Annotated in this window: 26 protein-coding genes and 1 other RNA gene; 13 read left to right on the forward strand and 14 right to left on the reverse strand. The window is 67.0% G+C overall.

The window, feature by feature from the left end; genetic code table 11:
* Positions 1–11 precede the first annotated feature (11 nt).
* The 3 genes from ABZ824_RS01000 to ABZ824_RS01010 all read right to left on the reverse strand — a co-directional run bounded on the left by ABZ824_RS01000 (position 12) and on the right by ABZ824_RS01010 (position 3,556).
* On the reverse strand, positions 12–872 hold the full coding sequence (locus tag ABZ824_RS01000) for a mechanosensitive ion channel family protein (RefSeq protein WP_355077870.1): 861 nt from the start codon (positions 870–872) through the stop codon (positions 12–14).
* Positions 873–1,988, reverse strand: coding sequence for a peptide chain release factor 2 (gene prfB, locus ABZ824_RS01005; RefSeq protein WP_355077869.1), 1,116 nt, complete (start codon positions 1,986–1,988; stop codon positions 873–875).
* Between the two features lie 707 nt (positions 1,989–2,695).
* Positions 2,696–3,556 (reverse strand): helix-turn-helix transcriptional regulator, encoded by an 861-nt coding sequence (locus ABZ824_RS01010; protein WP_355077868.1) that lies wholly within the window; start codon positions 3,554–3,556, stop codon positions 2,696–2,698.
* A gap of 142 nt (positions 3,557–3,698) precedes the next feature.
* Here ABZ824_RS01010 and ABZ824_RS01015 point away from each other — a divergent pair, with 142 nt between their 5' ends.
* Both ABZ824_RS01015 and hisN read left to right on the forward strand, forming a co-directional pair.
* Positions 3,699–4,295 (forward strand): NAD(P)H-dependent oxidoreductase, encoded by a 597-nt coding sequence (locus ABZ824_RS01015; RefSeq protein ID WP_355077867.1) that lies wholly within the window; start codon positions 3,699–3,701, stop codon positions 4,293–4,295.
* 25 nt (positions 4,296–4,320) lie between these two features.
* Positions 4,321–5,106: a histidinol-phosphatase gene (gene hisN / locus ABZ824_RS01020; protein WP_355077866.1), complete on the forward strand. Its 786-nt coding sequence runs from the start codon at positions 4,321–4,323 to the stop codon at positions 5,104–5,106.
* A gap of 21 nt (positions 5,107–5,127) precedes the next feature.
* Here the strand turns inward: hisN and ABZ824_RS01025 are convergent, their stop codons facing one another.
* Positions 5,128–6,099: a hypothetical protein gene (locus ABZ824_RS01025; RefSeq protein WP_356960905.1), complete on the reverse strand. Its 972-nt coding sequence runs from the start codon at positions 6,097–6,099 to the stop codon at positions 5,128–5,130.
* A gap of 196 nt (positions 6,100–6,295) precedes the next feature.
* On the opposite strand from ABZ824_RS01025, the gene recQ reads away from it, so the two are divergent.
* The 5 genes from recQ (at position 6,296) to ABZ824_RS01050 (ending at position 11,026) form a co-directional block, all read left to right on the forward strand.
* Entirely contained in the window at positions 6,296–8,170 is a 1,875-nt protein-coding gene (recQ, locus tag ABZ824_RS01030) for a DNA helicase RecQ (RefSeq protein WP_356960906.1), read from the forward strand.
* A 76-nt stretch (positions 8,171–8,246) separates the two neighbouring features.
* Entirely contained in the window at positions 8,247–9,326 is a 1,080-nt protein-coding gene (locus ABZ824_RS01035) for a metallophosphoesterase (RefSeq protein ID WP_356960907.1), read from the forward strand.
* Between the two features lie 67 nt (positions 9,327–9,393).
* Complete coding sequence (locus ABZ824_RS01040; protein ID WP_356960909.1) at positions 9,394–9,636, forward strand: hypothetical protein; 243 nt, start codon at positions 9,394–9,396, stop codon at positions 9,634–9,636.
* A gap of 56 nt (positions 9,637–9,692) precedes the next feature.
* Positions 9,693–10,166 carry an SsrA-binding protein SmpB gene (smpB, locus tag ABZ824_RS01045; RefSeq protein WP_174186417.1) on the forward strand — a complete coding sequence of 158 codons (474 nt, stop codon included), beginning with the start codon at positions 9,693–9,695 and terminating at the stop codon, positions 10,164–10,166.
* The gene (locus ABZ824_RS01050; protein ID WP_356960911.1) at positions 10,163–11,026 is read left to right on the forward strand and encodes a DMT family transporter; all 864 of its coding nucleotides are present in this window, start codon (positions 10,163–10,165) and stop codon (positions 11,024–11,026) included. Before smpB ends, ABZ824_RS01050 begins: the two co-directional genes overlap by 4 nt.
* A gap of 133 nt (positions 11,027–11,159) precedes the next feature.
* Here ABZ824_RS01050 and ABZ824_RS01055 read toward each other — a convergent pair whose 3' ends face one another.
* Positions 11,160–12,419 carry an ABC transporter substrate-binding protein gene (locus tag ABZ824_RS01055; RefSeq protein WP_356960913.1) on the reverse strand — a complete coding sequence of 420 codons (1,260 nt, stop codon included), beginning with the start codon at positions 12,417–12,419 and terminating at the stop codon, positions 11,160–11,162.
* A gap of 50 nt (positions 12,420–12,469) precedes the next feature.
* A complete protein-coding gene (locus tag ABZ824_RS01060; protein ID WP_356960915.1) occupies positions 12,470–13,783 on the reverse strand; it encodes an ABC transporter substrate-binding protein in 1,314 nt (437 codons plus the stop codon).
* Positions 13,784–14,114: 331 nt separating this feature from the next.
* Between ABZ824_RS01060 and ssrA the strand changes: the two genes are divergently transcribed.
* Positions 14,115–14,485, forward strand: a transfer-messenger RNA (tmRNA) gene (ssrA, locus tag ABZ824_RS01065).
* A gap of 37 nt (positions 14,486–14,522) precedes the next feature.
* On the opposite strand, the gene ABZ824_RS01070 is transcribed toward ssrA, so the two are convergent.
* Positions 14,523–15,731, reverse strand: coding sequence for a tyrosine-type recombinase/integrase (locus tag ABZ824_RS01070; RefSeq protein WP_356960917.1), 1,209 nt, complete (start codon positions 15,729–15,731; stop codon positions 14,523–14,525).
* Between the two features lie 3 nt (positions 15,732–15,734).
* Positions 15,735–16,127 (reverse strand): hypothetical protein, encoded by a 393-nt coding sequence (locus ABZ824_RS01075; RefSeq protein ID WP_356960919.1) that lies wholly within the window; start codon positions 16,125–16,127, stop codon positions 15,735–15,737.
* Positions 16,128–16,190: 63 nt separating this feature from the next.
* Between ABZ824_RS01075 and ABZ824_RS01080 the strand changes: the two genes are divergently transcribed.
* From ABZ824_RS01080 to ABZ824_RS01090, 3 genes are all read left to right on the forward strand, one after another.
* The gene (locus ABZ824_RS01080; RefSeq protein WP_356960921.1) at positions 16,191–16,388 is read left to right on the forward strand and encodes a hypothetical protein; all 198 of its coding nucleotides are present in this window, start codon (positions 16,191–16,193) and stop codon (positions 16,386–16,388) included.
* 101 nt (positions 16,389–16,489) lie between these two features.
* Positions 16,490–16,753 (forward strand): hypothetical protein, encoded by a 264-nt coding sequence (locus tag ABZ824_RS01085; protein ID WP_356960922.1) that lies wholly within the window; start codon positions 16,490–16,492, stop codon positions 16,751–16,753.
* A 2-nt stretch (positions 16,754–16,755) separates the two neighbouring features.
* Positions 16,756–17,091 carry a hypothetical protein gene (locus tag ABZ824_RS01090; RefSeq protein ID WP_356960923.1) on the forward strand — a complete coding sequence of 112 codons (336 nt, stop codon included), beginning with the start codon at positions 16,756–16,758 and terminating at the stop codon, positions 17,089–17,091.
* A gap of 90 nt (positions 17,092–17,181) precedes the next feature.
* Here the strand turns inward: ABZ824_RS01090 and ABZ824_RS01095 are convergent, their stop codons facing one another.
* From ABZ824_RS01095 to ABZ824_RS01105, 3 genes are all read right to left on the reverse strand, one after another.
* Complete coding sequence (locus ABZ824_RS01095; RefSeq protein ID WP_356960924.1) at positions 17,182–17,694, reverse strand: hypothetical protein; 513 nt, start codon at positions 17,692–17,694, stop codon at positions 17,182–17,184.
* Between the two features lie 142 nt (positions 17,695–17,836).
* Positions 17,837–18,019 (reverse strand): hypothetical protein, encoded by a 183-nt coding sequence (locus ABZ824_RS01100; RefSeq protein ID WP_356960925.1) that lies wholly within the window; start codon positions 18,017–18,019, stop codon positions 17,837–17,839.
* On the reverse strand, positions 18,016–18,183 hold the full coding sequence (locus ABZ824_RS01105) for a hypothetical protein (protein WP_356960927.1): 168 nt from the start codon (positions 18,181–18,183) through the stop codon (positions 18,016–18,018). Before ABZ824_RS01105 ends, ABZ824_RS01100 begins: the two co-directional genes overlap by 4 nt.
* Before the next feature lie 173 nt (positions 18,184–18,356).
* Between ABZ824_RS01105 and ABZ824_RS01110 the strand changes: the two genes are divergently transcribed.
* A complete protein-coding gene (locus ABZ824_RS01110; RefSeq protein ID WP_356960929.1) occupies positions 18,357–19,289 on the forward strand; it encodes a helix-turn-helix transcriptional regulator in 933 nt (310 codons plus the stop codon).
* 518 nt (positions 19,290–19,807) lie between these two features.
* On the opposite strand, the gene ABZ824_RS01115 is transcribed toward ABZ824_RS01110, so the two are convergent.
* The 3 genes from ABZ824_RS01115 to ABZ824_RS01125 form a co-directional block, all read right to left on the reverse strand.
* Positions 19,808–20,533, reverse strand: coding sequence for a Shedu anti-phage system protein SduA domain-containing protein (locus ABZ824_RS01115; protein ID WP_356960930.1), 726 nt, complete (start codon positions 20,531–20,533; stop codon positions 19,808–19,810).
* A gap of 116 nt (positions 20,534–20,649) precedes the next feature.
* Positions 20,650–20,991: a helix-turn-helix domain-containing protein gene (locus tag ABZ824_RS01120; protein WP_356960931.1), complete on the reverse strand. Its 342-nt coding sequence runs from the start codon at positions 20,989–20,991 to the stop codon at positions 20,650–20,652.
* Complete coding sequence (locus ABZ824_RS01125) at positions 20,988–21,371, reverse strand: type II toxin-antitoxin system RelE/ParE family toxin (protein ID WP_356960933.1); 384 nt, start codon at positions 21,369–21,371, stop codon at positions 20,988–20,990. Before ABZ824_RS01125 ends, ABZ824_RS01120 begins: the two co-directional genes overlap by 4 nt.
* Before the next feature lie 1,084 nt (positions 21,372–22,455).
* On the opposite strand from ABZ824_RS01125, the gene ABZ824_RS01130 reads away from it, so the two are divergent.
* Positions 22,456–23,346, forward strand: coding sequence for a phosphotransferase (locus tag ABZ824_RS01130; protein ID WP_356960934.1), 891 nt, complete (start codon positions 22,456–22,458; stop codon positions 23,344–23,346).
* Positions 23,347–23,525: the final 179 nt, after the last annotated feature.

Raw genomic sequence — 23,525 nt, forward strand, 5'->3', positions numbered from 1 at the left:
TCGCCGTGGATCTACGTGGTCTCACTGATTCCCTCCCGGCGCAGCGCCGCGGCGACTCGTACCCGCAGCTCGCGTCCGACGTCGAACTGTTTACCCGGCAACGTCCGGGCAACCATTCGGATGTTCATCTGGTCGACGGTCAGGTCTTCCACACCCATGACGGTGGGCTCGTCCAGCAGCAACGGCTTCAGGCGAGCGTCCTCGTACGCCTTCGCGCCCACCTCGTGCAGGATCTCGTTGACCCTGGTGATGTCGGCGCTGGCGGATACCGGAACGTCGATCGCGGCGCGCGCCCAATCCTTCGACAGGTTCGTGACCTTCACGATCTGGCCGTTGGGCACGGTGATCACTTCACCGTCGGCGTTGCGCAATGTGGTGATCCGCAGCGTGACGTCCTCGACCGTACCTTCGGCCTGCTCCGCGGCTCCGGTCACGGCGATGCGGACCACATCGCCGAACCCGTACTGCCGCTCCGTGATCAGGAAGAATCCGGCGAGGATGTCCTGCACGATGCGCTGCGCGCCGAAACCCAGCGCGGCGCCGAGCACCGCGGCGGGCGCGACCAACCCGGTGACGGCGAAGCCGAGCCGCCGCAGCACCTCCATGGTGATCAGCACGTAGACGATGGTCAGCACCACCCAGGTGATCACCTGGGCGAGCGCGTGCCGATGCTTGGCCGCCTCGGTGCGCACCAGCGCGTCGCTGCTGCGGAATCCCGCGTCGATCCTGCGGGTGACCCGGTCCCGCAGGTAGGTGGCGAGCCGGCTGAACAGGATGGCGCCGAGGATGAGCAGCACGATCTCCAGGCCCGAACCGCGTAGCCACGTGGTGAAACCGGTGGAAGCGATAGCCTGGATGCCCGCGACATTCATCTAGCTCGCCTGCTCTCGCATTCGCCAGCGGATCCCCGACTCGATGAACCCGTCGATGTCGCCGTCGAGCACCGCCGACGGGTTGTTCACCTCGTAGTTCGTCCGCAGGTCCTTGACCATCTGGTACGGGTGCAGCACGTAGGAGCGCATCTGATTGCCCCAGGACGCGCCCTCGTTGGTCTTCAGCGCGTCCATCTCGGCGCGCTCTTCCTGCCGCTTGCGTTCCAGCAGCTTGGCCTGCAGCACCCGCATGGCCGAGATCTTGTTCTGCAGCTGCGATTTCTCGTTCTGACAGGTGACCACGATGCCGGTGGGCAAGTGGGTGATCCGGACCGCGGAGTCGGTGGTGTTGACGCTCTGGCCGCCGGGGCCCGACGAGCGGTACACGTCGACGCGGATCTCCGTCTCCGGCACCTCGATGTGGTCGGTGGTCTCCACCACGGGAAGCACCTCGACCTCGGCGAAGGAGGTCTGGCGGCGGCCCTGGTTGTCGAACGGGCTGATCCGCACCAGCCGGTGCGTGCCCATCTCGACCGAGAGCGTGCCGTAGGCGTAGGGCGTCTTCACCGCGAAGGTGGCGCTCTTGATGCCCGCTTCTTCGGCATACGAGGTGTCGTAGACCTCGACCCCGTACTTGTGCCGGTCGGCCCAGCGGATGTACATGCGCATGAGCATCTCGGCCCAGTCGGCGGCGTCCACGCCACCGGCGCCGGAGCGGATGTTCACCAGCGCGTCGCGCTTGTCGTACTCGCCGGACAGCAGCGTGCGGACCTCCATGGCCTCCACGTCGCTGTGCAGCGCGGCGCGCTCGGCGTCGGCCTCGGCGAGCGCGTTGGTCTTGGCCTCGCCCTCTTCCTCTTCGGCCAGTTCGTAGAGCACCGGCAGATCGTCGAGCCGCTGACGCAGCTCCTCCACCCGGCGCAACTCGCCTTGGGCGTGCGACAGCTCACTGGTGACCCGCTGCGCGTGGTCCTGGTCGTTCCACAGCTCGGGGTCGGCGGCCTGATGCTCGAGCTCGTCGATACGACGACGCAGCTCGTCGATGTCGAGGACCGATTCGACCGTCTTGAGAGTGGCGTCGAGTTCGGCGAGATCAGCGGAAACGTCAGGATGCACGATCGTCAAGCCTAGCTGCCCCTCTTCGGCCGCAGCACACGAGTGCGCGCGGTGTGACGGGGGACGGCGCCTGCGCGGGTTGCTCGCGCCCGGCGCGGGCCGAGCGGGCGGATCGCCGGGACGTCGCGCGCTCGCTCGACAGCCCGCGCCGGGCGGGTGAGCTGTGACGGACGCCTCATGGGTTTCTACCCTAAACGGCGACCGCGCTTGGCGCAGTTGGTGTTTGGAATTCGCGGCGCGGGCGCTCGTCCCGGCCACGCGACGGTACGCCGGTCGGGCCTGATCAGTCGTCCTGCCGGGCGGCCGGATTCCGGGCGAGGAGGGCGGTGTGGCGAACTCCACTCGTGCGGCCGCGGATCGCCGCCGATCGGAGCTAACGCAACCGCTCGGAGACTCTCGGCCGAGGCGATTCCGGCCGAAGCGGCGATCGGCGTGCTCGGCAGCCGAAACCCGTGGCCGAGGACGGTTCGCCAGGGAGACCTTGCACACACGGCAGAGCGTTTCGCCGTTCAGGCTGGTCACCGCCGGTATCGGAGGTGCGGTCACCGGGACCGACGGCGAGCGCAGGGTTGCGGAAGCACCGCGCCGCGACCGGTTTCCTCACCCCACGGGGTCAGCGATCGACATGCCTGGTCGACTCCGGCTGTGCCGCGCGCGGGCGTACTCGATTTGCCTGCGATCGGTTCTGCTCGCGCCGCGAGTGCCGATCAGCCGGAGACGGCCCGCAGTCCGCCCGGGCGGCGGCCCGCGAGTGCGTCGAGGGCCGCGGCGGTGGCGTCGTCGGCCGGTAGATAGACGATCACCCGCTGGTCGTCGTCGGCGGAGAGCTCCAGGAACTCGTAGGCCAGGCGCAGCGATCCGGCTTCGGGATGGGCGAGGCGGGTGATGCCGGTGGCGGCGGCCAAACTCGGCACGGTGTCGACCCGGTCGGCGAACGCCGGGCCCACGGTGACGGTGAGCTCGTCGGCGAGCGCGGCGATATGCGAGTCGGCGCGGAACGGGCCCTGCTTCAACGTCGCGACCGTCTCGTCGGCGACGTGCTCCCAGTCCGCGTATACGTCCCGGGATCCAGGGACGCAGAAGACGAAACGTGCCAGGTTGGGCGGGGTATGCGGCCCGTCGAAGAGTCCGGTCGGCGCCATCAGCCGGTGGTAGGCGCCGGTGTAGGCGAGAACCTCGGTGAGGCGATTGACCACGACGGCTGGCGTCGGCTCGAGCCGGTCCAGGATCGCGCGCACCGTCGGCCGCACCTCGCGCAGCGGCTGCGCGTCCCCCATGCAGGTGAAGCCGCTGTCCACCGACTTGGTCAACCGGTGCAGGTGCACGCGTTCGGCGGGGCTCAAACGCAACGCGTCCGCCAGCGCGGAAAGCACCGGAGGGGAGGGACGCCGGTCGCGCCCCTGCTCCAGGCGCGTGACGTACTCCACGCTCACACCGGCCAAGGTGGCCAGCTCGGCGCGGCGCAGTCCGGGGGTGCGCCGCCGCGCGCCGGTGGGCAGGCCGACTTGGGCGGGCGTCACCGCCTCGCGGCGGGTGCGCAGGAACAGCCCCAGCTCGTTGTCGCTCACCTGTCGAACCTAACAAGGCGAAACGCTCGGAGGGTGTCCCTGCCACTACCACTCTTACGGCGGTCTCCCTGTTCCACGTGCCCGGCAGCAGATTGAGTGGGCGGCCCGGCCGGGCCGTTCTGTGATCCGAGGAGGAAACAGCATGTCCAACGCCCCACTGAAGCTCGCGGTGATCATCGGCAGCGTCCGCGAGGGACGTTTCGGGCCGGTCGTGGCGACATGGTTCACCGAGCAGGCGCGGCGGCACGGTTCGTTCGAGGTGGACGTCATCGACTTGGCCGAGGCGGACATCCCCTGGGAACTGCCCGCGGTGCCGCCTGCGATGGATCCGGACCCGCAGCGACCCGAAGGGATGACCGACCTCACGCGCAGGCTCACGGCGGCCGACGCCTTCGTCATCGTCACGCCCGACTACAACCGCAGCATCCCCGCGTCCCTGAAGGCCGTCATCGACTGGCACTTCACCCAGTGGAACGCGAAAGCGATCGGTTTCGTCGGCTACAGCGGAGCGTCCGGCGGCCTGCTCGCCATCGAGCACCTGCGGCAGATCTTCAACGAGCTCAACGCGCACACTGTGCGCAACTACGTGTCGTTCCCGCGCTACTACCTGCTCTTCGACGACGAGGGCAAGCCGAGGGAGCCGCAGGAGCCCGCGGCCGCCGCGACGGCGATGCTGGATCAGTTGCACTGGTGGGCGAGCGCGTTGACGGCGGCGCGATCCCTGGAACCCGTGGGGTGAGCGCCGGGCCGATAGGGTGCGGGGCGTGGCTGTGTACTCCTCCGACCTCGAACTCGCCCTGCGGCTGGCCGATACCGCCGACGAGATCACGCGGGCTCGCTTCGGTGCGCTCGATTTGAAGGTCGACGCGAAGCCGGACCTGACGCCGGTGTCGGATGCCGATCTGGCCGTCGAGCAGGCGATCCGGCAGGTGTTGTCCGAGGCGCGGCCGGACGACGCGGTGCTGGGTGAGGAATTCGGTGGCGCCGCCGAATTCAGCGGGAGGCAATGGGTGGTCGACCCGATCGACGGCACGAAGAACTTCGTGCGCGGAGTGCCCATCTGGGCGACGCTGATCGCCCTGCTGGAAGACGGTGAACCGGTCGTGGGCGTGGTGAGCGCGCCCGCTCTGGCACGGCGCTGGTGGGCAGCGGCGGGATCGGGGGCATGGTCTAGTTTCGAAGGGCGTGCCGCGCGAGCGATCTCGGTCTCCGCCGTGGGTGAGCTGGGTTCGGCCAGCCTGGCATTGTCCAGTCTTTCCGGCTGGCGCGACCGCGGCCTGCGCGAGCAGTTCATCACTCTGACCGACGATGTGTGGCGTGTGCGCGGCTACGGCGATTTCTTCAATTACTGCCTGCTCGCCGAGGGCGCAGTCGACATCGCCACCGAACCGGAGGTCTCCCTGTGGGACCTGGCCGCGCTGGACATCCTCGTCCGCGAAGCGGGCGGGCGTTTCTCCTCGCTGAACGGTGCACCCGGCCCGCACGGTGGCGACGCCATCGCCACCAACGGCCTGCTGCACGATGAGGTCCTCGACCGCCTGCGCGGCTGACCGCACTCGCGATGTTCGGAGCTAACCGGCCCGCCACGGGGTCGCCGGCGTGAGGTCGATCCCCGCCGGAGGACGCAGGCGGCGCAGCGTGCCGTCCATGCTGGTGACGAACAGCGCCCAGGAGTCCCCGTCACGGTCGATGCGCACCGACGTGGCGCCGTCCGGTGGGTTGCGCACCGGAGCGGGTTTGATCAGGCCCGTGATGATCGCGCACGTTGCGCCGGTCGCCGTATCCACCCGATAGACGGCGCCGAGTATGTGATCGGCCACGAACAGCGACCCCGCCTTGGTGGCTTCCATATCGTCGGGCAGAGCTACCAGGTCCGGGATACCGGAGACGGTGGTGGAATGAGCCGGATCGTCCAGCCGGACGCGGAGGATCTGCAACGTCATGGTGTCGACGTAGACCGATTCGCCGTCCGCGGCCAGCGCGAGGCCGTTGGCGGGCGGCAGCACCGACCAATCCCGTTCGTACTCGCTGGTCGCCGGCCAGTAGCGGGAGATTCCGTTCGACCCGCCGAGGCCGATCGTGGTGAACAGCAGGCTGCCATCGGGCAGCAACAGCAGGCCGTTGGGCCCGTTCAGCCCGGTGAGCAGAACCTGCACGGCGCCGGTCTCGGTGTCGTAGCGCTGGAGTGTGCCCGGCGGTTCGCTGAGCCCGTCTCCGGTGAGGAAGTAGACGTAGCGTCCGGCGACGCGCACGCCCGCCGGGCGGTACAGGTCCGTGACCAGCTTCTCCAATCGTCCGGCCCGGTCGACGTGCGCCAAGTAGCCGTCCATCAGACCGGTGACGTAGAAGCCGCCCCGCCCGTCGGAATCGAGATTCTCCAGATTGCCGACCCCTTCGACCACCGTCGTGGTCTCCCAGCCGTCCGAGCACCTGGCGGGGAATGTCTCCGCCCGCGCCGTCGGTATCGCCGCGGTGACTCCGGCAGTCACCGCGACGGCGCTCAGCACCGCGGCGCACGCCCGAATCCCTATCCGTTTTGCCATGAGCGACAACATAACAGCGCCGGATCCCGCGAGCAGGCCGGCGAACTTCGCTCGAGTGGAGAAAACGCGAGGTCGGCGCGCTGTGACGGAAAGCGAGGGTCTCGGTTGTCCACATGTGGACAACTCGGCGGCCCAACAGGGCGAACGCCGAACGGTGCGGGTACCGCCCCGCCCGTGCGCTCGTAGGATGGGCCGGGTGACTCCCCCCGATGATTTCGCTGCGGTAGCGACCGAAGCCGCGTCCGGATCGGACGCTGGATCCGTTGCGGCGCAAGAGGTTCTACGCCGAGTCTTCGGTTACGACAGCTTCCGCGGTGAGCAGCAGACGATCGTGCAGCGCGTGATCGACGGCGGCGACGCGCTCGTGCTCATGCCGACCGGCGGCGGCAAGTCGCTCTGCTATCAGATCCCCGCGCTGGTGCGTCCCGGCGTCGGTGTGGTGATCTCCCCGCTGATCGCCCTCATGCAGGACCAGGTGGACGCGCTCAGTGCGCTCGGCGTGCGCGCGGGCTTCCTCAACTCCACCCAGTACCCCGACGAGCGCCGGGCCGTCGAAGCGCAATTCGTCGCCGGCGAACTCGATCTGCTGTACCTGGCCCCGGAACGGTTGCGCCTCGACTCCACCGCGCAGCTGCTCGATCGCGGCAAGGTCGCGCTGTTCGCCATCGACGAGGCGCACTGCGTCTCCCAGTGGGGTCACGACTTCCGGCCCGACTACCTGGGCCTTTCGCTGCTGCACGAGCGCTGGCCGGACGTACCGCGGATCGCGCTGACCGCGACCGCCACCGAGAAGACCCGTGACGAGATCATCCAGCGCCTCGACCTCGGCGCCGCCCGCAGGTTCGTGTCCAGCTTCGACCGCCCCAATATCCAGTACCGGATCGAGCCGAAGAATCGTCCCGAGCGTCAGCTGCTGGAATTCATCCGCACCGAGCATGCCGGGGACGCGGGGATCGTCTACTGCCTGTCGCGCAACTCGGTGGAGAAGACAGCGGCGTTCCTCACCGAGAACGGCGTCACCGCCGTGCCCTACCACGCGGGCTTGGACAACCGCACCCGCGCGGAGAACCAGGCGCGTTTCCTGCGCGAAGACGGGTTGGTCGTCGTGGCGACCATCGCCTTCGGTATGGGCATCGACAAGCCCGACGTGCGCTTCGTCGCCCATCTCGACCTGCCGAAGTCGGTCGAGGGCTACTACCAGGAGACCGGGCGCGCGGGCCGCGACGGGCTGCCCTCTACCGCGTGGATGGTCTACGGCCTCAGCGACGTGGTGCAGCAGCGCAAATTGATCGACTCCTCCGAGGGCGACGCCGCCCACCGGCGCCAGCTCCAATTGCACCTGGACGCGATGCTCGCGCTGTGCGAGACGGTCGCCTGCCGGCGCACGCAGCTGCTCGCCTACTTCGGCGAGCCCGGTCTGCCGTGCGGCAACTGCGACACCTGCCTGTCGCCACCACAATCCTGGGACGGCACCGTGGCCGCGCAGAAGTTGCTGTCCACCGTGCTGCGGCTGAAGCGGGAACGCGGCCAGAGCTTCGGCGCGGGGCACATCGTGGACATCCTGCTCGGTAAGAAGAGTCCCAAAGTCCTGCAATACGACCACCACGAGCTGAAGGTCTTCGGGGTCGGCACCGACCTGCGTGACGTGGAGTGGCGTGGCGTGGTGCGGCAACTGCTCGCGCACGGGCTGCTGGCCGTTCACGGCGACTACGGCGTGCTGACGCTCACCGAGGCCAGCAGTGAGGTGCTGTTCGACGGACGACAGGTAGCGCTGCGCCGCGAGCCCGAACGCCAGGCCAAGCCCGCCCGGACCGCGAAGGCCGCCAAGGCGGCCTCCGTCGACCTGACGCCCACCGACCTGCCGCTGTTCGAGAAGTTGCGCGAATGGCGCGCGGCCACCGCGAAGGAACACGGCGTTCCCGCCTACGTCGTCTTCCACGACGCCACGCTGCGCGAGATCGCGGCGCGCAAGCCCGCGAGCCTCGCCCAGCTCGGCGGCGTCAGCGGTGTCGGCGAGAACAAACTGGCGAAATACGGCGAACAGGTGCTCGAGGTGCTAGCCACCGGATGAACCGCTACCGTCACGCGGGTCACCGATGAGCGGGGACGGTTGCCGGGCAAGGCCGCCGAAAACTATGGAGGACAGCGTGATCCGGAGCGACACGATCGGGCGCAGGGCGTTTCTGGCCGGTGCGGCCACCCTCGCGGCCGGGACCACGTTGGTCGGGCGCACGCCGGCTCATGCGGTACCCGTCGCCGAGGGTGTCACCAAGTTCCCCTTCCCGGACGAGCGCCGGGTGCGGGTGCTGGTGACCGGCGACGCGGGCACCGGCACCCGCGCTCAGTGGGCGGTCGCCGACGCCATGCGCGCGCTGCACGGCCGCGAACCGGTCTCGCTGGCATTGGGTCTCGGCGACAACATCTACGAGCACGGGCCCGACGGCGCGGCCGACGTCCAGTTCGCCGACAAGTTCGAAAATCCCAATGCCGGACTGGATTTCCCCTGGTTGATGGTGCTGGGCAACCACGACAACAGCTCGGTTCTCGGCGGTGACGGCGGCTGGCTGCTGCGCGGCAACGCCGAGGTGGAGTACCACGCGAACTCCCGGCGCTGGTGGATGCCGAGCCGCTACTACTCGGTGCGGATTCCGGAGCGCAACCCCGTCGTCGAGTTCTTCGTCCTCGACGTCAACCCGCTGGCGGCCTACGTGCCGCCGGTCTTCTCGCCGTACTGGGCGGTCGAGGGCCAGTTCATGAACGAGCAGCGCGACTGGCTCGATCGCGCCCTCGCCGACTCGCCCGCCACGTGGAAGATCGCCTGCACCCACCACCCGTATCTGAACAACGGCCCGCACGGGGACGCGGGCCGCTACGAGGGTCTGTCGCTGGAGCCGATCAACGGCGTGCACGTGAAACGCTTCTTCGAAGACCACGTGATCGGACGGTGCCAGTTCATCCTGTCCGGGCACGACCACTCGCTGCAGGTGCTCGAACCCACGGCGGCGTCGAAGGGAACCAGGCAGGTCGTGTCCGGCGCGGCCGCGAAGACGGTCGGCGCGGAGCCGCGGCTCGCCGCGAGCGCGGGCCACGGTGCGCTGTACGAGAACTACCAGGAGCTGGGCTTCATGGTTCTCGAGCTCACCGAGGGCGGAGTCGACCTGGGCGTGCACACGGCCGACCTGGCGACCGGCGCGTCCGTCGAGGTGTTCCGGCGGCGTCTGGCCTGAGTTCCAACTATGTTGCGGCGTGCGAGAATTGCGGCGCGCCGCTCTCTCGGCGGCTACCGTTCTGGCTATGGCACCGGGTGATGGTTCCAGTGACGCGGGCGATGACATTTCCATCAGCTCGGTGGGGGGTGAGACGCCGGACACGCCGCCGTATGTGCGCGGCCGGACCGATCCGGCGGTCGAGAACGTATGGTTGCGCCGCAGTCCGCCGCCGCCGCGCCCTGGCGTACCGCGGATGTCGACGGTGGCGCTGCTCGTCGCGTTCCTCGCCGTGCTCACGCTCTACGTGGTGCTGCATCAGGGCGGTTAGCGCGTCCGCGACCTGCGGGAATAATCCAGTTGCCGGGTCACTTAGAGTGGACCGTTATGAAGGAGAAGGGGCGCAAGGTCATCGCGACCAACCGCCGGGCGCGGCACAACTACACGATCCTGGACGTCTACGAGGCCGGGATCGCGCTGGTCGGCACCGAGGTGAAGAGCCTGCGTGAGGGCAAGGCTTCACTGGTGGACGCCTTCGCGACGGTGGACAACGGCGAGGTGTGGCTGCGTGGGCTGCACATCCCCGAGTTCAGCCACGGCACCTGGACGAACCACGCGCCGCGCCGGGTGCGCAAGCTGCTGCTGCACAAGCGGGAGATCGAGCGGCTGGTCGGTAAGTCGCGGGAGGGCAACCAGACGCTGGTGCCGCTGTCGATGTATTTCTCCGACGGCAAGGTGAAGGTCGAGCTGGCGCTGGCCAAGGGCAAGCAGGACTACGACAAGCGGCAGGACCTGGCCCGGCGCACCGCCGAGCGAGAGGTCACCCGTGAACTCGGACGGCGGGTCAAAGGCATGAGGTGACCGCCGTCCTGCTCGCGCTGGCGGCCGCGGTGGGCTACGGCGTGAGCGATTTCTACGGCGGTGTGGCGTCGCGGCGGGTGACCGCGCTGCGTGTGGTCATCTATTCCTATCCGTTCTCGGTGCTGCTGGTCCTCGTGGCGCTCCCGCTCGTGCCCGGGAGCCCGGACGCGGCGTCGTTGTGGTGGGGCGCGGCGGCGGGCCTGGCGAGCGGCGTCGCGGTGTGGTGGTTCTATGCCGCGCTGGCCAGCGGTCCGATGGCGGTCGTGTCACCGCTGACGGCGGTGCTGGTCGCGGGCATTCCGGTACTCGCCGGTCTGGCGACCGGTGAGCGTCCCGGCCCGCTCGCCTTCGCCGGCATCGTATTCGCCCTGGTAGCCGTGCTCTTGGTGAGCCGGGAGTCGCCGGATGACGTGACGGAGGAGATCACCGGCGGCCGCGAACTGCGGTTCACCCGCAAGGTCGCCGCGCTGACCATCGGGTCCGGCGCCGCGTACGGTCTTGCCTTTGTGTTCTTCCACGAGACCTCCGCGGACTCCGGACTGTGGCCCCTGCTCATGCAGCGGATCGCCGCCACCGCGGTGGTCTGGCTGACCGCGCTTGCCGCCAGGGACTTCGGGCGGTTGCGCGGCGAACCGCTGCGGCTGGCCTGCTATATCAGCGCGCTGGACGTGATCAGCAACGCGGCGCTGCTGTACGCCTTCCACGGATCGCTGTTGTCGCTGGTGAGCGTGATCGGCTCGCTGTATCCGGCGGTGACCGTGCTGCTGGCGATGGTTCTGCTCGGCGAGCGGGTGCACCGGCAGCAGCTGATCGGTTTGATCCTCGCGCTGGCCGCGGTCGCGCTCATCGCCGCGGCCTGAAGGTCACGCGTCCGCTCCGACGCGGTGCGGGCCGGGCACTCGGTGACGGGTCCGCCGCCCGAGTGCCGAAAACGCGGTCCGGGTCCGCGCGTACCCGGACCGACGCGTCATCGACGCACGCCGATCGCGCGGATCACCGCGTGCACGGTTCGTGCATCGAGATCCGCTTCAGCGTGGGACTGCGATAGTCGGCCACCACGGTGCGCGACCCCAGCGCAGTGGACGGGTCGGGCACGTTGACCACCGCGCGCTGCGCCGCGACATCGGGTTCGTCACGCCCGTAGATCTGCGGCGCCGCCATTCCCTCGGAGTCGACCGTGAGCCCGGCAAGGGCCTTGCGCAGTGTCGGCCGGTCCATGCCGCCGGTCTCGGCTGCCTTGGTGAGCAGCGCCTTCAGCGGATACGAGATCGCCCAGCCCAGGTTGTAGCCGAAGTTCGTCGGTTCGCTCGGCGCGGCGTTCCTGGCGCGCTGGGCTCCGGTGCTCGCGCCGTCCCAGCCGTCGAACGGAGAGGTGTAGTTGTACAGCGCCGTGAGCGCGGGTGCGGCCGGTGTCTTGAGCAGCGCGCTGTTCCAGGTCGGGGTGGACCCGAGGAATCGGCCCGTGTAACCGGATTTCGCCAGCTTGCCGACGATTTCGGCGGTTTCGGCCGGGCCGGTGGCCAAGAGGACCACATCCGGCGGGTCGGCCAACAGCTCGGCGACCGGGTAGTCCTGTGTGCCGACTTCGGTGTTGGGTCCAGTGTCGATCCGCTCGGTGATCGTCGCGCCGTTGTCCAATGCCCACTTCAGCGCCCCGCTGGCGTAGTCGCCGCCGTAGTTGCCGCGGTAGGCGACCACGCCGAGCGTGCGTGGCTGATAGAAGTTCTGCGCGAACCAATCCAGGCCGAGCACGGCTTCCGTGCAGTACGAGAAACCGTCGTCGAGCACCAGATCGCGGTCGGTGCCGCGGTACTGCCAACCCGACCAGAGTGTGCCTGCCCCGGTCACCAGGTCCGCCTCGTCCATCTCGTGCAGCACGGCGAGCGTCTGCGCGGTCCCGAAACTCATCGCGAGCGCCAGCACATGCGGCGCTATGTTCTCGAATTCCCTGACGTGCCTGCGCGGATCGTAGGCCGTGTCGCGCGTGTAGGTGGTGATGTCGATCTCGTAGCCGCCGATGCCGCCTTGCTTGTTCACCTCGTTCCAGAACGCGACTTGACCGTCCTGCAAGGACTTTCCTAGCGGAGCGAAGGGGCCGTTGTTCAGGTCCGACAGAACGCCGAGATAGATACAGCCCTTGTCACGCTGGATCGCGTGGGGGCAGGCTTCGCGGGTGACGCCGGGTGCGGCGGCGGGCGACGAGGCCGAACAGCCGCCGGTCAGGACGAGCCCGAGCGTGAGGGGAGCGGCCACGAGACGAAGTAGCCGACGAAAAGTATGAGGAAAAGGCATTTCTTGCTCGCTTACGGCTGCACGCAGGGCTCGTTGAGGGTGATGCGGTCCTGAGTCGGGCCGTGATAGTCGGTCGCCAGCGTCCTCGCGCCCAGCGGCGCGGTCTGATCAGGCACTTCGATCACGGCGCGCTGCCGGGTGAGGTCCGGCTTGACCGCGCCGTAGGTGTGTTCCGGAATCGCGCCCTCGTAGTCGACGCGCAGGCCGTGCACTGCTTGACGGACACCCTTGCGGGTCAGCTTGCCTTCGTTGACCGCCCGGGTGAGCAGCGCCTTCATCGGATAGGAGAACATCCAGCCCGCGCTGTAACCCCAGGTGGAGGGTTCTCGAGTCGCCGAGGCCCTGGCCCTCTTGGCGCCCGCGCTGGTTCCGTCCCAGCCGTCCAGCGGTGAGGTCATGTTGTAGCGAGCGGTGATCGCCGAGGCCGCAGGACTTTTCAGCAGGCCGCCGTTCCACGTCGGGCCGGAGCCGAGGAACCTGCCAGGGAAACCGGCCAGTGCCGCCTTGCCCATGATCTCGCCCGCTTCCGCGGGCCCTGTGGCAAGGAGCACGAGATCCGCTCTGGTATTGAGGATCTTCGCGACCGCCGCGTCTTGGTTGCCGATCTGGGTGTTCGGCTCGGTGTCTATCTGCGCCACCAGGTCGACCCGATTGGCCGACGCCCATTTCTTGGCGCCGGTGGCGTAGTCGCCGCCGTAGTCGCCCTGGTAGCTGACGGTGGCGATCGAACTCGGCTTGGCTTCGTGCTCGGCGATCCAGTCCAGGGCGATGATCGCCTCGGAGCAGTAGGAGTAGCCGGACTCCAGCAGCAGACCCTTGTCGCTGTTCTCGAATTGCCAACCCGACCACAGGGTTCCGGCAATGGCGACCATGTTCGCCGCGTCCATCTCGGGAAGTACCTTCTGCGTCTGCACCGTGCCCAAACTCATCGAGAGCGCGAGGACATGCGGCTCGATCCGCCGGTAGGCCTCGGCATGTTTCTGCAGATCGTAGTTCGTATCCTCGGTGTACGTGGCGATGTCCACCTCGTACTTGCCGCCGATCCCGCCCGCTTCGTTCACCGCCTTCCAGAACGCCAACTGGCCGTTGTTGATGTCCTTGCCCAGCGCGGCGAACGGCCCACTCGTCAGATCGGACAGCACGCCCAGATAGATACACCCTTTGCGGGAGTCGACCGCGTTCGGACACGGGTCGGCGGTGACTCCGGGTTCGATGGCTCCGGTCGGCTCGCCACGCAGGACGGAACATCCGGTCAGGACGAGCCCGGCGATGACGGTGAGGGCGGACAGGCGCAGCAACCTGTCCCGAATGGTGCGAACTGCCAAAGTGTTTCCTTAGTCTGAAATCGAGATCCGCTGCTCAGAGCCGATCGTACGGCTCGTGCAGTGTAAGTCGGGTTCGTCGTCGGACCTCGAGAATCGACTACCAGCATCCGGGAAGGGGGAGGCGAGGTGCTCGCCGGAGCCGGTGACTCGAGATTCGGTCGCGGGGCGCTCGGCGCATGTGCTCGCGGCGCGCCCTCGTGGGTCGGCGTCCACCTCCGGGCCGCGTCCGTAGATCGCCTTCGGGTGTGGCGACCGCCACCGCCGGATATCGGGATGATCCGCGCTTTCCCCGGTGTTAACATGAACAGCCCGGCAAGGTGCTGGGGCGTACGGGGCTGAACGGTTTCGACTGCGTACGTAGATTTAGGGGAAGCGTGTCGGTGCAGGCAAGAGACCACCGTAAGCGTCGTTGCAACCAATTAAGCGCCGATTCCAATCAGCGCGAGTACGCTCTCGCTGCCTGATCAGCAGAGCGTCTCTGTCGGCCCGGGGCATGCCCTCGGCTCCGGTGCCGGCATCAGCTAGAGGGCTAACCGTCCTACTCGGTCGCGGAGTAGGGCGGGACATCGAACAGCGGCTGGGATCGTCATCCGGGCTTGTTCGCGGGACCCGGAGATCCGAGTAGAGACACAGCGAACTGCACACGGAGAAGCCCTGAAGACGCGGCGGAGGACCCGGGTTCGATTCCCGGCAGCTCCACGAGGCCCCCGACCTGATACCAGCAGGTCGGGGGCTTTTTTCATGCCCCGACTACCCGGAGGTCGGGCCGCGTGGGCACATTTTGGGCACATCTCGCCGCGGCATCGCGGAATCCGGCGCCCATCCGATCGGCCACGCCGTCGAGATCGTCGTCGAAAAGGTGCCCGTAGTTGTCGAGCGTCATCGTCGCTGACTTGTGACCGAGTTGGCGTTGGATCGTCTTCACATGTGCGCCGCTGGCGATCATGAGCGACGCCGCGGTGTGGCGCAGCTGGTGAGCCGTCACGCGCGGGAACGTCGCCGGGCCGTCCGGCTGGCCGTCGTCGTCAAGCGGCACGGACGCCGCGATGCACCGGCCCACCGCCTTGGTGAACCAGTGGGTTGTGGTCGGCGGCCGGATCGGCCCGCCGTCGGACGGGCGCGACCACAGCAGGCCCACAGGGTCACGCTGCGCGGCAACGACCGGCGCCAGGAGGTCGGCAACCTCCGCGGGCACCGCGACCGATCGCAGTTCCCACGTCTTCGGTGTGGTGATCACCGTCCGCGAGTTCACCTTGGACGCCGAGCGCACGACATGGATCCGCCGCCGTCGGAGGTCCACGTCACGCGGGCGCAGCGCGGCCATTTCACCCCACCGCAGGCCCGAGTACGCGAGCAGCATCACAATCTCATGGTTCCTACTGCACTCGGCAGCGAGACGGGCCACCTGGTCGTGGGTGAGGTAGACGTGATCGACCGGCACCCGGCGGGGGAGCGGTACACCGGCGGCCGGGTTCGCCGGTATCCGCCGCTCGTCGACCGCCTCACTGAGGATCGAGGACAGCACCCCGTGAATGTCGGCGACCGTCGACGGCGCCCGGTCGATTCCAGCGATCCAATCGCGAATCTCAGGCCGCGTAATTGATGCGAGTTGCCTTGTGCCCCAATGCGGCTCGATGTGCACTCGCCAAATCGACTCGACGCGCTCAGACCACGATTCCTTGGTGTGGACCTGGCGCGCGATCCACGCCGCGCCCATCTCGGCGACCGTAAGCCGACCCATCGACGGCGCGATGTAGTCGCCGGTCATCTTCTTGACCTCGACCGTGGCGGCGAAGCTCTCGGCGTCGACTTTGCGCCGGAACCCGCGCTTTTTCGTCTGCTTCCCATCGGGTTTGCGGTAGCGGACCATGTGGCGCTGGTGCTCTCGCTTCGTGCAGTCAGCGGGGCACTCTGGCTTGCACAGCTTGTACGGCTCAATCGTCGCCACGTCTCACTCCTCGATGTCCTGCGGGACGACGACGATATTTGGCTGATCTGTCCAGTTCTGCACCGCGGGGTCGGTGCTGTTCTCGAAGTCGGCCTGCGCGTAGGTGTGGCGGTTCTCCGCCGGGACAGTTGGCGGGATCTCGGAGAGTGCCCGCGGAAGATATCGCTCCCCCCGTGCCCAAGACCATGCGTCTGCGGCGGTCAGGTCGCGCGACCCGGTGATCTCCACCAGGTGAAGGGAGCTGTCGGTCGGCGGGAGGAGTAGCGCGTTCGGATTGGCGCCCAACGCAACGGCCAGCGCTACGAGGTCATCGGCATCTACCCGGCGCTTCATGGCTTCGATGTGCCGTAAGCCGAGCGTTGGTATCGGCCGGGCCACGTCATCCTCGACGCTCACGCACTGAGTGACCGCATCGTCAACGGCGAGACAGGACAGCTCGGACGCGCGGCACAGAACCTTGTGCACCACATCAAGCAGGACCCGAACGCCACGGTGCTCGCCATCGCACGCGGACAGCACAACGGGTTCCGCATCCACGTGCCCCGCAGTCTCACCGAGACGCGAGCACGCTACAAGCAGTGGCAGGACATCAGCCGCACCATCCGCGACACCGACAACAGGCCGAGCGACCGGCGCAAGAAAGTCACGCTGCTCTGACCCAGGGGGGCGCCCCTCCCCGGGGCGCGCGAGCTCGCACGGGAGGCATAGCGCCTGTGGCTGGCTGCACTGCGACGGGAATTACCGGAAGGAGGTAGGTGGTGGCCCGTTTGAAGAACCACGGATATTCCGCGGCGGCCGTCCGGGAGTTCACCCCGGCCGAACTGGAGCGGATCGCGCAGCTGATCGTGACTCGGCCGAAGGGGCATCCCTCACCGGTCCGCCTCGAGCTCGAGGCGATCCACCGGGCCGCCGGTCGGGTCCGTGGGCTGAAGCTGTGGGCGCTCGACCCCGTCCCTGCTCCGGGCTCCCCGGAGTTCCATCGAGCTTTCCGCGAGGAGATCAGCGACCGGAGGTACTGGTGAGCATGGGCAAGGTGAAGCCGTCGGAGGAGCTGCGCAGGCGCATGGACGCCGCGCTGGCACCGGGGCATGAGTGGACCGAGCAGGAGCAGGAGTACCTGACACTCGCCGGGCAGGCTGCCGACCGTGCGGTGGTGATCCAGGCACAGCTGGACGCGGAACTTGCCCGCGAGGACCCGCGACCGAATTCGGTGGTGCGGCTTTCGGCTGAGTTGCGTGCGCTCGAGCGCGCCCAGGGCGATTACGTGGCGCGGCTGAATCCGACTGTCGACCCGCCGAAGTCGGAGCGTCATCGACGGGCCGCCTTGTCGCGGTGGGACCGGGAACGCCGTCGCGGCTAGGTGGTTGGCGGGATCTCCCCGCCCCCCTCGGTCGAACGCCACGGGTAGGCGCCAGCGGGTTTGCTCTCTACGGTTCCCGGACGCCGGTGTTCAGCCGAACATTCCGATGATGATTCCTACTGCGGTTGTGCCGATGCCGATCAGTGCGACAGTGAGGTCCGCCGTGGCGAGCACGTCGAGTTCCAGCTTGAAGTCCGACAGCGCGTCCGCAACAGCGTTGTCGACGTCATCGCGGCCCAGCTTCGGCGCATCGCGCAGTCCATCGACTCGCGCGTTGGTGTTGCGAAGGTCTATGCGAGCCGCCCGGATTTGTTCGCCGAGGCTCTGAATCTGTTCGGGGACCGACTTACTGGTGTCGACCGCTGGCCCCGGCTCGACAACCGCCGCGGCATCGGCCACCGCGATCACGTCAGTTCCTTGCGCTTGTACCGTTTCCTGGCGACGACCGCGCAGGACCCGTCTAAGGTCGGCCTGCCAGTCGTTGAACGCGCGAACGATGCGACTGAGGCGGCCGGATGCCTTGTGCCAGGCATAGAACAGACCCGCGGCCGTGATCAGCGTTCCGATCAGCTCTACAACGTCCCCAACGGTTTTCGCGTCCACGCGGCCACCGTATCGCCTGGAGACTGGACTGACTGCCGATCGCTCCCGCAACGAAAAACCGGGGCACTCGATGATGAGTACCCCGGTCCGTCGCTCCGCTACGACCCCGGCTCGCGTCACGTGACGTAACCGGTGTCCGAGCCTACCCCTTGCTCGGTGTGCTGCCTCCGTCGAGCTCCCGGAGAAACCGCTCCGCGGACACCTTGCGCGGGCACGGCGGTGTGCAGCTCGCGTGGATCTTCAGCAAGCCACGCGCGTGCTTCTCGTCGGCGGGCATGTTGCCGTCCTCGCAGTAGTCCTGCACCCAGGAGCGCCGAGTCGTCACCGCTTGTCCTCGCTGTCGATGCGGTCCATGACCTCACGGAACGGCACCCGCTCGTCGGGTTCGCCGCCGAGCTCGAGTAGCCACGGCAGGACCCAGAACACGAGGATCAGCAGACCGCCCACGGCGGCCATGACGATGAGAACGGTTGCAAGCTCTGTGGTCATACGGTGACCCTTCGGCGCAGTGTGGTGTGGTTGGGTACACCCGGCACCGAGGACTACCGCTTCGGGGGGCGGCGTCGACCCGGTGCCGGGTGCTGATCTCAGTTTCAGCCGGTTCACCTGGTTGTGACCCCATTGCCGTGTTGACACCTGTTTTCCATCGCTACCGTGGGGAGATGGACCAGGGGGCGCTACTGCGCACAGCGCGCAAATCGGCAGGGGTGTCGCTGCGCTCGATGGCACAGATGACGAACTACAGCCCCGCCTACCTGAGCCTCATCGAGTCCGGGAAACGGCCTGCGACACATGAGGTTGTGTGCGCCTACGAACGGACGCTGGGTACGGATCTTGAACGGCTGTCGGCAGTCTCGGACTCTCCCGGGAAGGTCGATTCGAGCAGCCTGGACGACGTCGCGGTCATGCTGTCGGCAACGCGACGCATCGAGGACGCAGCTGGACCGGCTGCGGTTGTTGCGGTGGTGCAAGGCATGTCGGCAATGGCCGAGCAGTTCGCGGACCAGGCTCGCGCGCGGCATGCCTCCCGGGCCGCGGCGCTGGCGAGCGAGGTCACCCAGTACCGCGGTTGGCTTGAGCATGCGACGGGCGCCGGTAAAGCCTCCCTGCGCAGCCTGGACCGGTCCATTGCTCTCGCCGAACATGCCGGCGGGAGCGACCAGCTCGCGCACGGGCTCAGCTTCGGCGCGTACGTTCGCCTCGAGCGTGGACGGCTCGACGAAGCGGCACAGATGGTCGACGCTGTGCTGTCCGTGCCTCGTTTGCACCCCCTGATTCGCGTGTACGAGCGCTATCAGCACGCTCGCGTGCTCGCGGTGGCGGGCGATCGGCACGGCGCTGAGCGTGCCCTCCTGCTCGCCGATTCCGAAGCAGACGCGGCCGCAGATGAGCCACCGCCGGACGCCGGGTATTGGTACACGCCGGGGTTCTTCGGCCTGCAACGCGCCCGGGTACTTCGCACTCTCGGTAATGCCGAACGCAGCCGCGAAGTCGTGGCACAGTCGCTCGAATCGATGCCGGAGGACCACGCCAAGGCCGAATGGGCGGCGAAGTGGCGCCGAGCAGCGACCGGAGACGACGACGTACCGCACTGATGTGGGCACATTTTGGGCACAACCCGCCGAGAAAACCCGTGATTGAGCGTGACTCGCCGTGATGTGTTTTTGCAGGTAGATCCCAAATCGACACCCCTGCCAGGACCCTAATCCGGGTTCGATTCCCGGCAGCTCCACGAGTGCAAAGCCGCAGGTCGACGACCTGCGGCTTTGTCATATGGCAGTCCCTACTCGAACCAGTTCCAGTAGTTACGGACGCCAATGAAGATACATATCACACAATATCTTCTACACGGCGATTACGAGGGCGCGTGAGCGGCGCCAGATCTTTTGGACGCAGAAACCGAGGACGCGGTTCTCCGTAGCCTGCAGCGGAACGTCAATAAGAAAGATGTGACGCTGCTGTCGAAGCGTCGTGGGCTGACCCCGCTGTGACAACATTTATGTCCTGCTGGAACCTCGCGGATATTGAAATCTTCCCGCCATGTCCACTTCAAAAGGCCCGGTCCATCAGGACCGGGCCTTTGCCGTTTCGATCGGTGTGCAATCGACGTCCGTCAAGGATGACTTGGGGTTTGCGTCTGTTCGGCTCGGTGGTCGATTAGGCAGTCATCGACGGAGCCGTCGTAGTCCGGTTTGGTATTCCTATAACGCAATGACTGGCGGGTGGAACGAGCAATCGAGTCGTACGACCAGATTTGTAGGCCATTGCTGTACTGGAGATCTCGGACTCGTTGTAGTCCGGCGAGATCCTGGAGCTTGTCTCCGCTCCGTCCGATTAGAACTATCCCGCGGAAGTCAGGCGACAGTGCTGGATAACCTTCGGACGTTGCAACCGCTGTACCCCATCGGGTGAGCAGCCCTCTCCATCGCGATACTTGATCGATGCCTTCCCGTAATTGGGATCCTGGCTGGTTGTTCGCCAAGAACAGTCCGCCGCGAGGGCTCTGCAGCTCGATCAGGGTCCATTCCAAGCCGCTGCTGTTCATACGGGCAACCATGAAGTCTGGAACGTACTGCGCACCCAATCGCGGCTGAGCCTTGACCCAGCGGCAGCCGTGGGCTAAATGAGTGTTGACCAGCAGATGCGGTCGCTCGGCTAGGAAAGTTTGGAGCGGGTGCTCGTTGGACGCGGAGTCCAGGACTTCCTCGAAGCTCGTTACATCCGAGGCGGTGAGCGATCGACGGTAGTTACATATACGGGTGAATCCATGTCGCCGCAACTGATTGTCGTAGGCGAGGACTTCACGTCGATAATGTGCTTGGTAGTTTTCGTCATCCATGATGGCGATAATTTCTCCTGCTCACGCAGCGTATGTCACTTAGTTACCCCTGCATCATGGTGCAGCGCACTGACTGATCGCAGTCAGCGCCAGGTCTCGCCGAGGCGACGTCACGTTCAGGCTGCGTCAGTATGGTGGCTGGTGAAGTTGACTCGGGTGTCGTCGGCGTCGAGTGCGATGTTGAGGGTGGCGTCGAGGGCGTCGGCGAGTTTGGCGAGTAGGGGGAGGGTTGGGACGGTGTCGGAGCCTTCGATGCGTGAGATTTTGGCTTGGGTCAGGCCGGCGCGTTCGGCGAGGTCGGTTTGGGTGAGTCCGAGTTCGGTGCGGCGGTCGTAGACGGCTTTGGCCAGTGCCATGGAGAGTTGGATTTCGCGGCGGGCCTCGGTGACATCGTCGGGTTCGGTGTAGCTCTCAGCGAGTTTGCGTTCCCGGAGGGCCTTCCAGCGTGCGTGGCTCATCGGTCCAGTTCTCCCTTCTCGATTGTGCGGATGAATTCTTGGTGGGCGGGCTCGTGTTCGGCCTGGCAGGTCTGTTGTGCGAGTTTCGCGCGTTTGACCTCGGCGTCTTCTCGCATTCGAGTCTTGCGGAACACCGTCAGCAGGATGGCTCGTCGTCCAGGTGCGAGCCAGTAGGTGATGCGGATGGCTGCGCCATCCAGTGTTGGGCGCAGTTCGCGGACCCCGTCGCCAAGATATCGGGCGTAGGGTTCGCCCAGCGACTCTGCTTGTGCGGCGAGCAGGCCGACGTATTCGTCGATCTTGAGGAAGTGTCTGGCTGGTAGGGCTTCCAGCCAGTCCCGCACCTCGGGCTCGATCTCGATGGCGAACAGTTCGCTCACGCCATCGACAGTATATGTCGTCGACGACATGCAGCAAGAGGGTGGCTAGGCTGGTGTTCGACGCCAGTCGTCCATCTGCCGGATCGTGGTTGCGGTAATCCGTACCCTCAGCGGTACTGCCCCCCTCGGCCGAATCGTCACTCCGGCCTCCCGCAATGCCTTGGCCACAGTTCGCTTGGCCATGTGGTGCTCGACCCTCAGCTGGACAATGGAAGCACCCGCCTCATACTTGGCTGCGATCGCCGCAGTCTCTTCTGGAGTCAGTTGCTTCTTCCGGCGGCCAGACGTGCCTCTGTTGGATCGTGTTGACCGATGTGGTCCGCTTTCCCCGATACGTTGTCGCAGTTCAGTGAAGTCTTCGAGCATATTGGTCCGTTTCGAGTATCTTCCCGCCATGTCCACGAGTGCGAGGCCCATGCTCATGGAGAGCATGGGCCTCGCTCGTTCCGCTGGGTGTCTTGTGGGGGTGCAACCCCCACACCCCGCCCGGCGGGCTTCGCCCCCGGACCCCCACCTCGGTGGTTGCGTTGGGTGGGTCCGCACATGGGTTGTGACCCCAGGTCGGTGGTTGCGTCAGGTGGGTCCGCACATGGGTTGTGACCCCACCTCGGTGGTTGCGTTCGGGATGGGTCCGCGCGGGTTCTGCTGTCTTCCGACCTCTGAGTTGGTTCGCTCGGGTCGGTGTCCGGCGGTGCCGCTCCGTGCTCGCTGGAGGTCGCGCGTTCGGTGTCGCTCCTTGTGATTGTTTCGCCTCTGTGCGGCGCGTTCTCGCCTCCGCTGCTTCGCGGTGCTCGCGCATCGCTTCACCTTCCGGCGTAAGTCGCGGCAGTTGGGCGGCGGCATCGTGCTGCGGGGGCCCGGGGACCGTTTCCGGTGCATGGGCGGGATGTGGGAGCTGCCGAACGGGGTAATTCGGGCGAATCGGTCGGATTCTGTTTGGTTGCTGAGCGTGGTGGAATCTCTCGGGTAATGTCCATTGACCAGGGAAAATGGGGTGTTTGCCCCCCGGTATCTGGATGGCTGCCATGAGGCTCGAGAGCGAGATGCGGTGCTACTCCCCCCGGGGCGGTTGCGGGGGGTCGACATGACCGCGGATGTCGCGGGCAACGGCATGCGGTCGATTCTGCGTGCCGCCTGTGTGAGCGTCGGTATCGATGCGAGCGATGCCGAGCCCGTGGGCGCGCAGGGGGTCTATCGGTTGCGCGACGGAATCGTCGTGCGGATCGGCGGGCGGGAACAGAAGCTGGCGACTTCGCGGGAAGTCGCCGTGTCTCGATGGCTGGAGACCTGTGGAGTGTCGGCGACGCGGGTCGTCCCGGATATCCCGCAGCCGGTCGTGGTCGACGGCCGACCGGTGACCTTTTGGCAGGAGTTGCCGCCGCATCACTCCGGCACGCCCGGCGAGGTCGGCAAGGCGCTGGGAGAGTTGCATCGGCTGCCGCTGCCCGGTTTCGAGCTGCGCCGGATGGCGCCCCTGGCTCGGGTGGAGGAGGACATCGCCGCCGCCCAGACGGTGACCGAGGACGACCGGCGCTGGTTGGGCAAACATCTGGACGAGTTGCGCGGCCGCTGGAAAGCGCTGCCGCGGGGTCTGCCGTGGTCGGTGGTGCAGGGCGCGGGCTCGGGCGACGGCGTGGTGGTCGGCGACGACGGCGACGCGATCCTGGTCGGATTGGACCGGGCTGTGATCGGCCCGCCGGAGTGGGACCTGGTGCACATGGCGATCGAGTGCTGGACCGCCAAAAAGATCACCGCCTCGGAGTACGCCGAGTTCTGTACCGGATACGGCCGGGATGTGATGCGGTGGGACGGCTTCTACCTGCTGCGCGACATCCAGGAGTTCCGGATGGCCTTGCAGTCGTTGCGGGCCGCCGCCGTCGACCCGAGCCATCAGCGGTTGGCGCTGCGCCGCCTCGCTTACATCCGCGGTGACGAGGGCATGCGCCCGTGGCCCGAGTGGGCGGACACCGACTAGTCTGCCGCGACATCCCGGTGCGCCTGCCGGGTACGACAGTGCGTCGTCCGCAGCAATCGCGAGGCGGTCAGGGCAGCTTCGTATAGCGGTGGGCGGGAACCAGGACCGGATCGGTGGGGCCAGGAGCCGCGTGGGTGAAGACGCCTTCGCCGGTCCAGCCCTGGTTCGTAGGGAAGGCG

Origin of the sequence: Nocardia sp. NPDC047038 (assembly GCF_040644075.1) — a bacterium.
GTDB lineage: Bacteria > Actinomycetota > Actinomycetes > Mycobacteriales > Mycobacteriaceae > Nocardia > Nocardia sichangensis.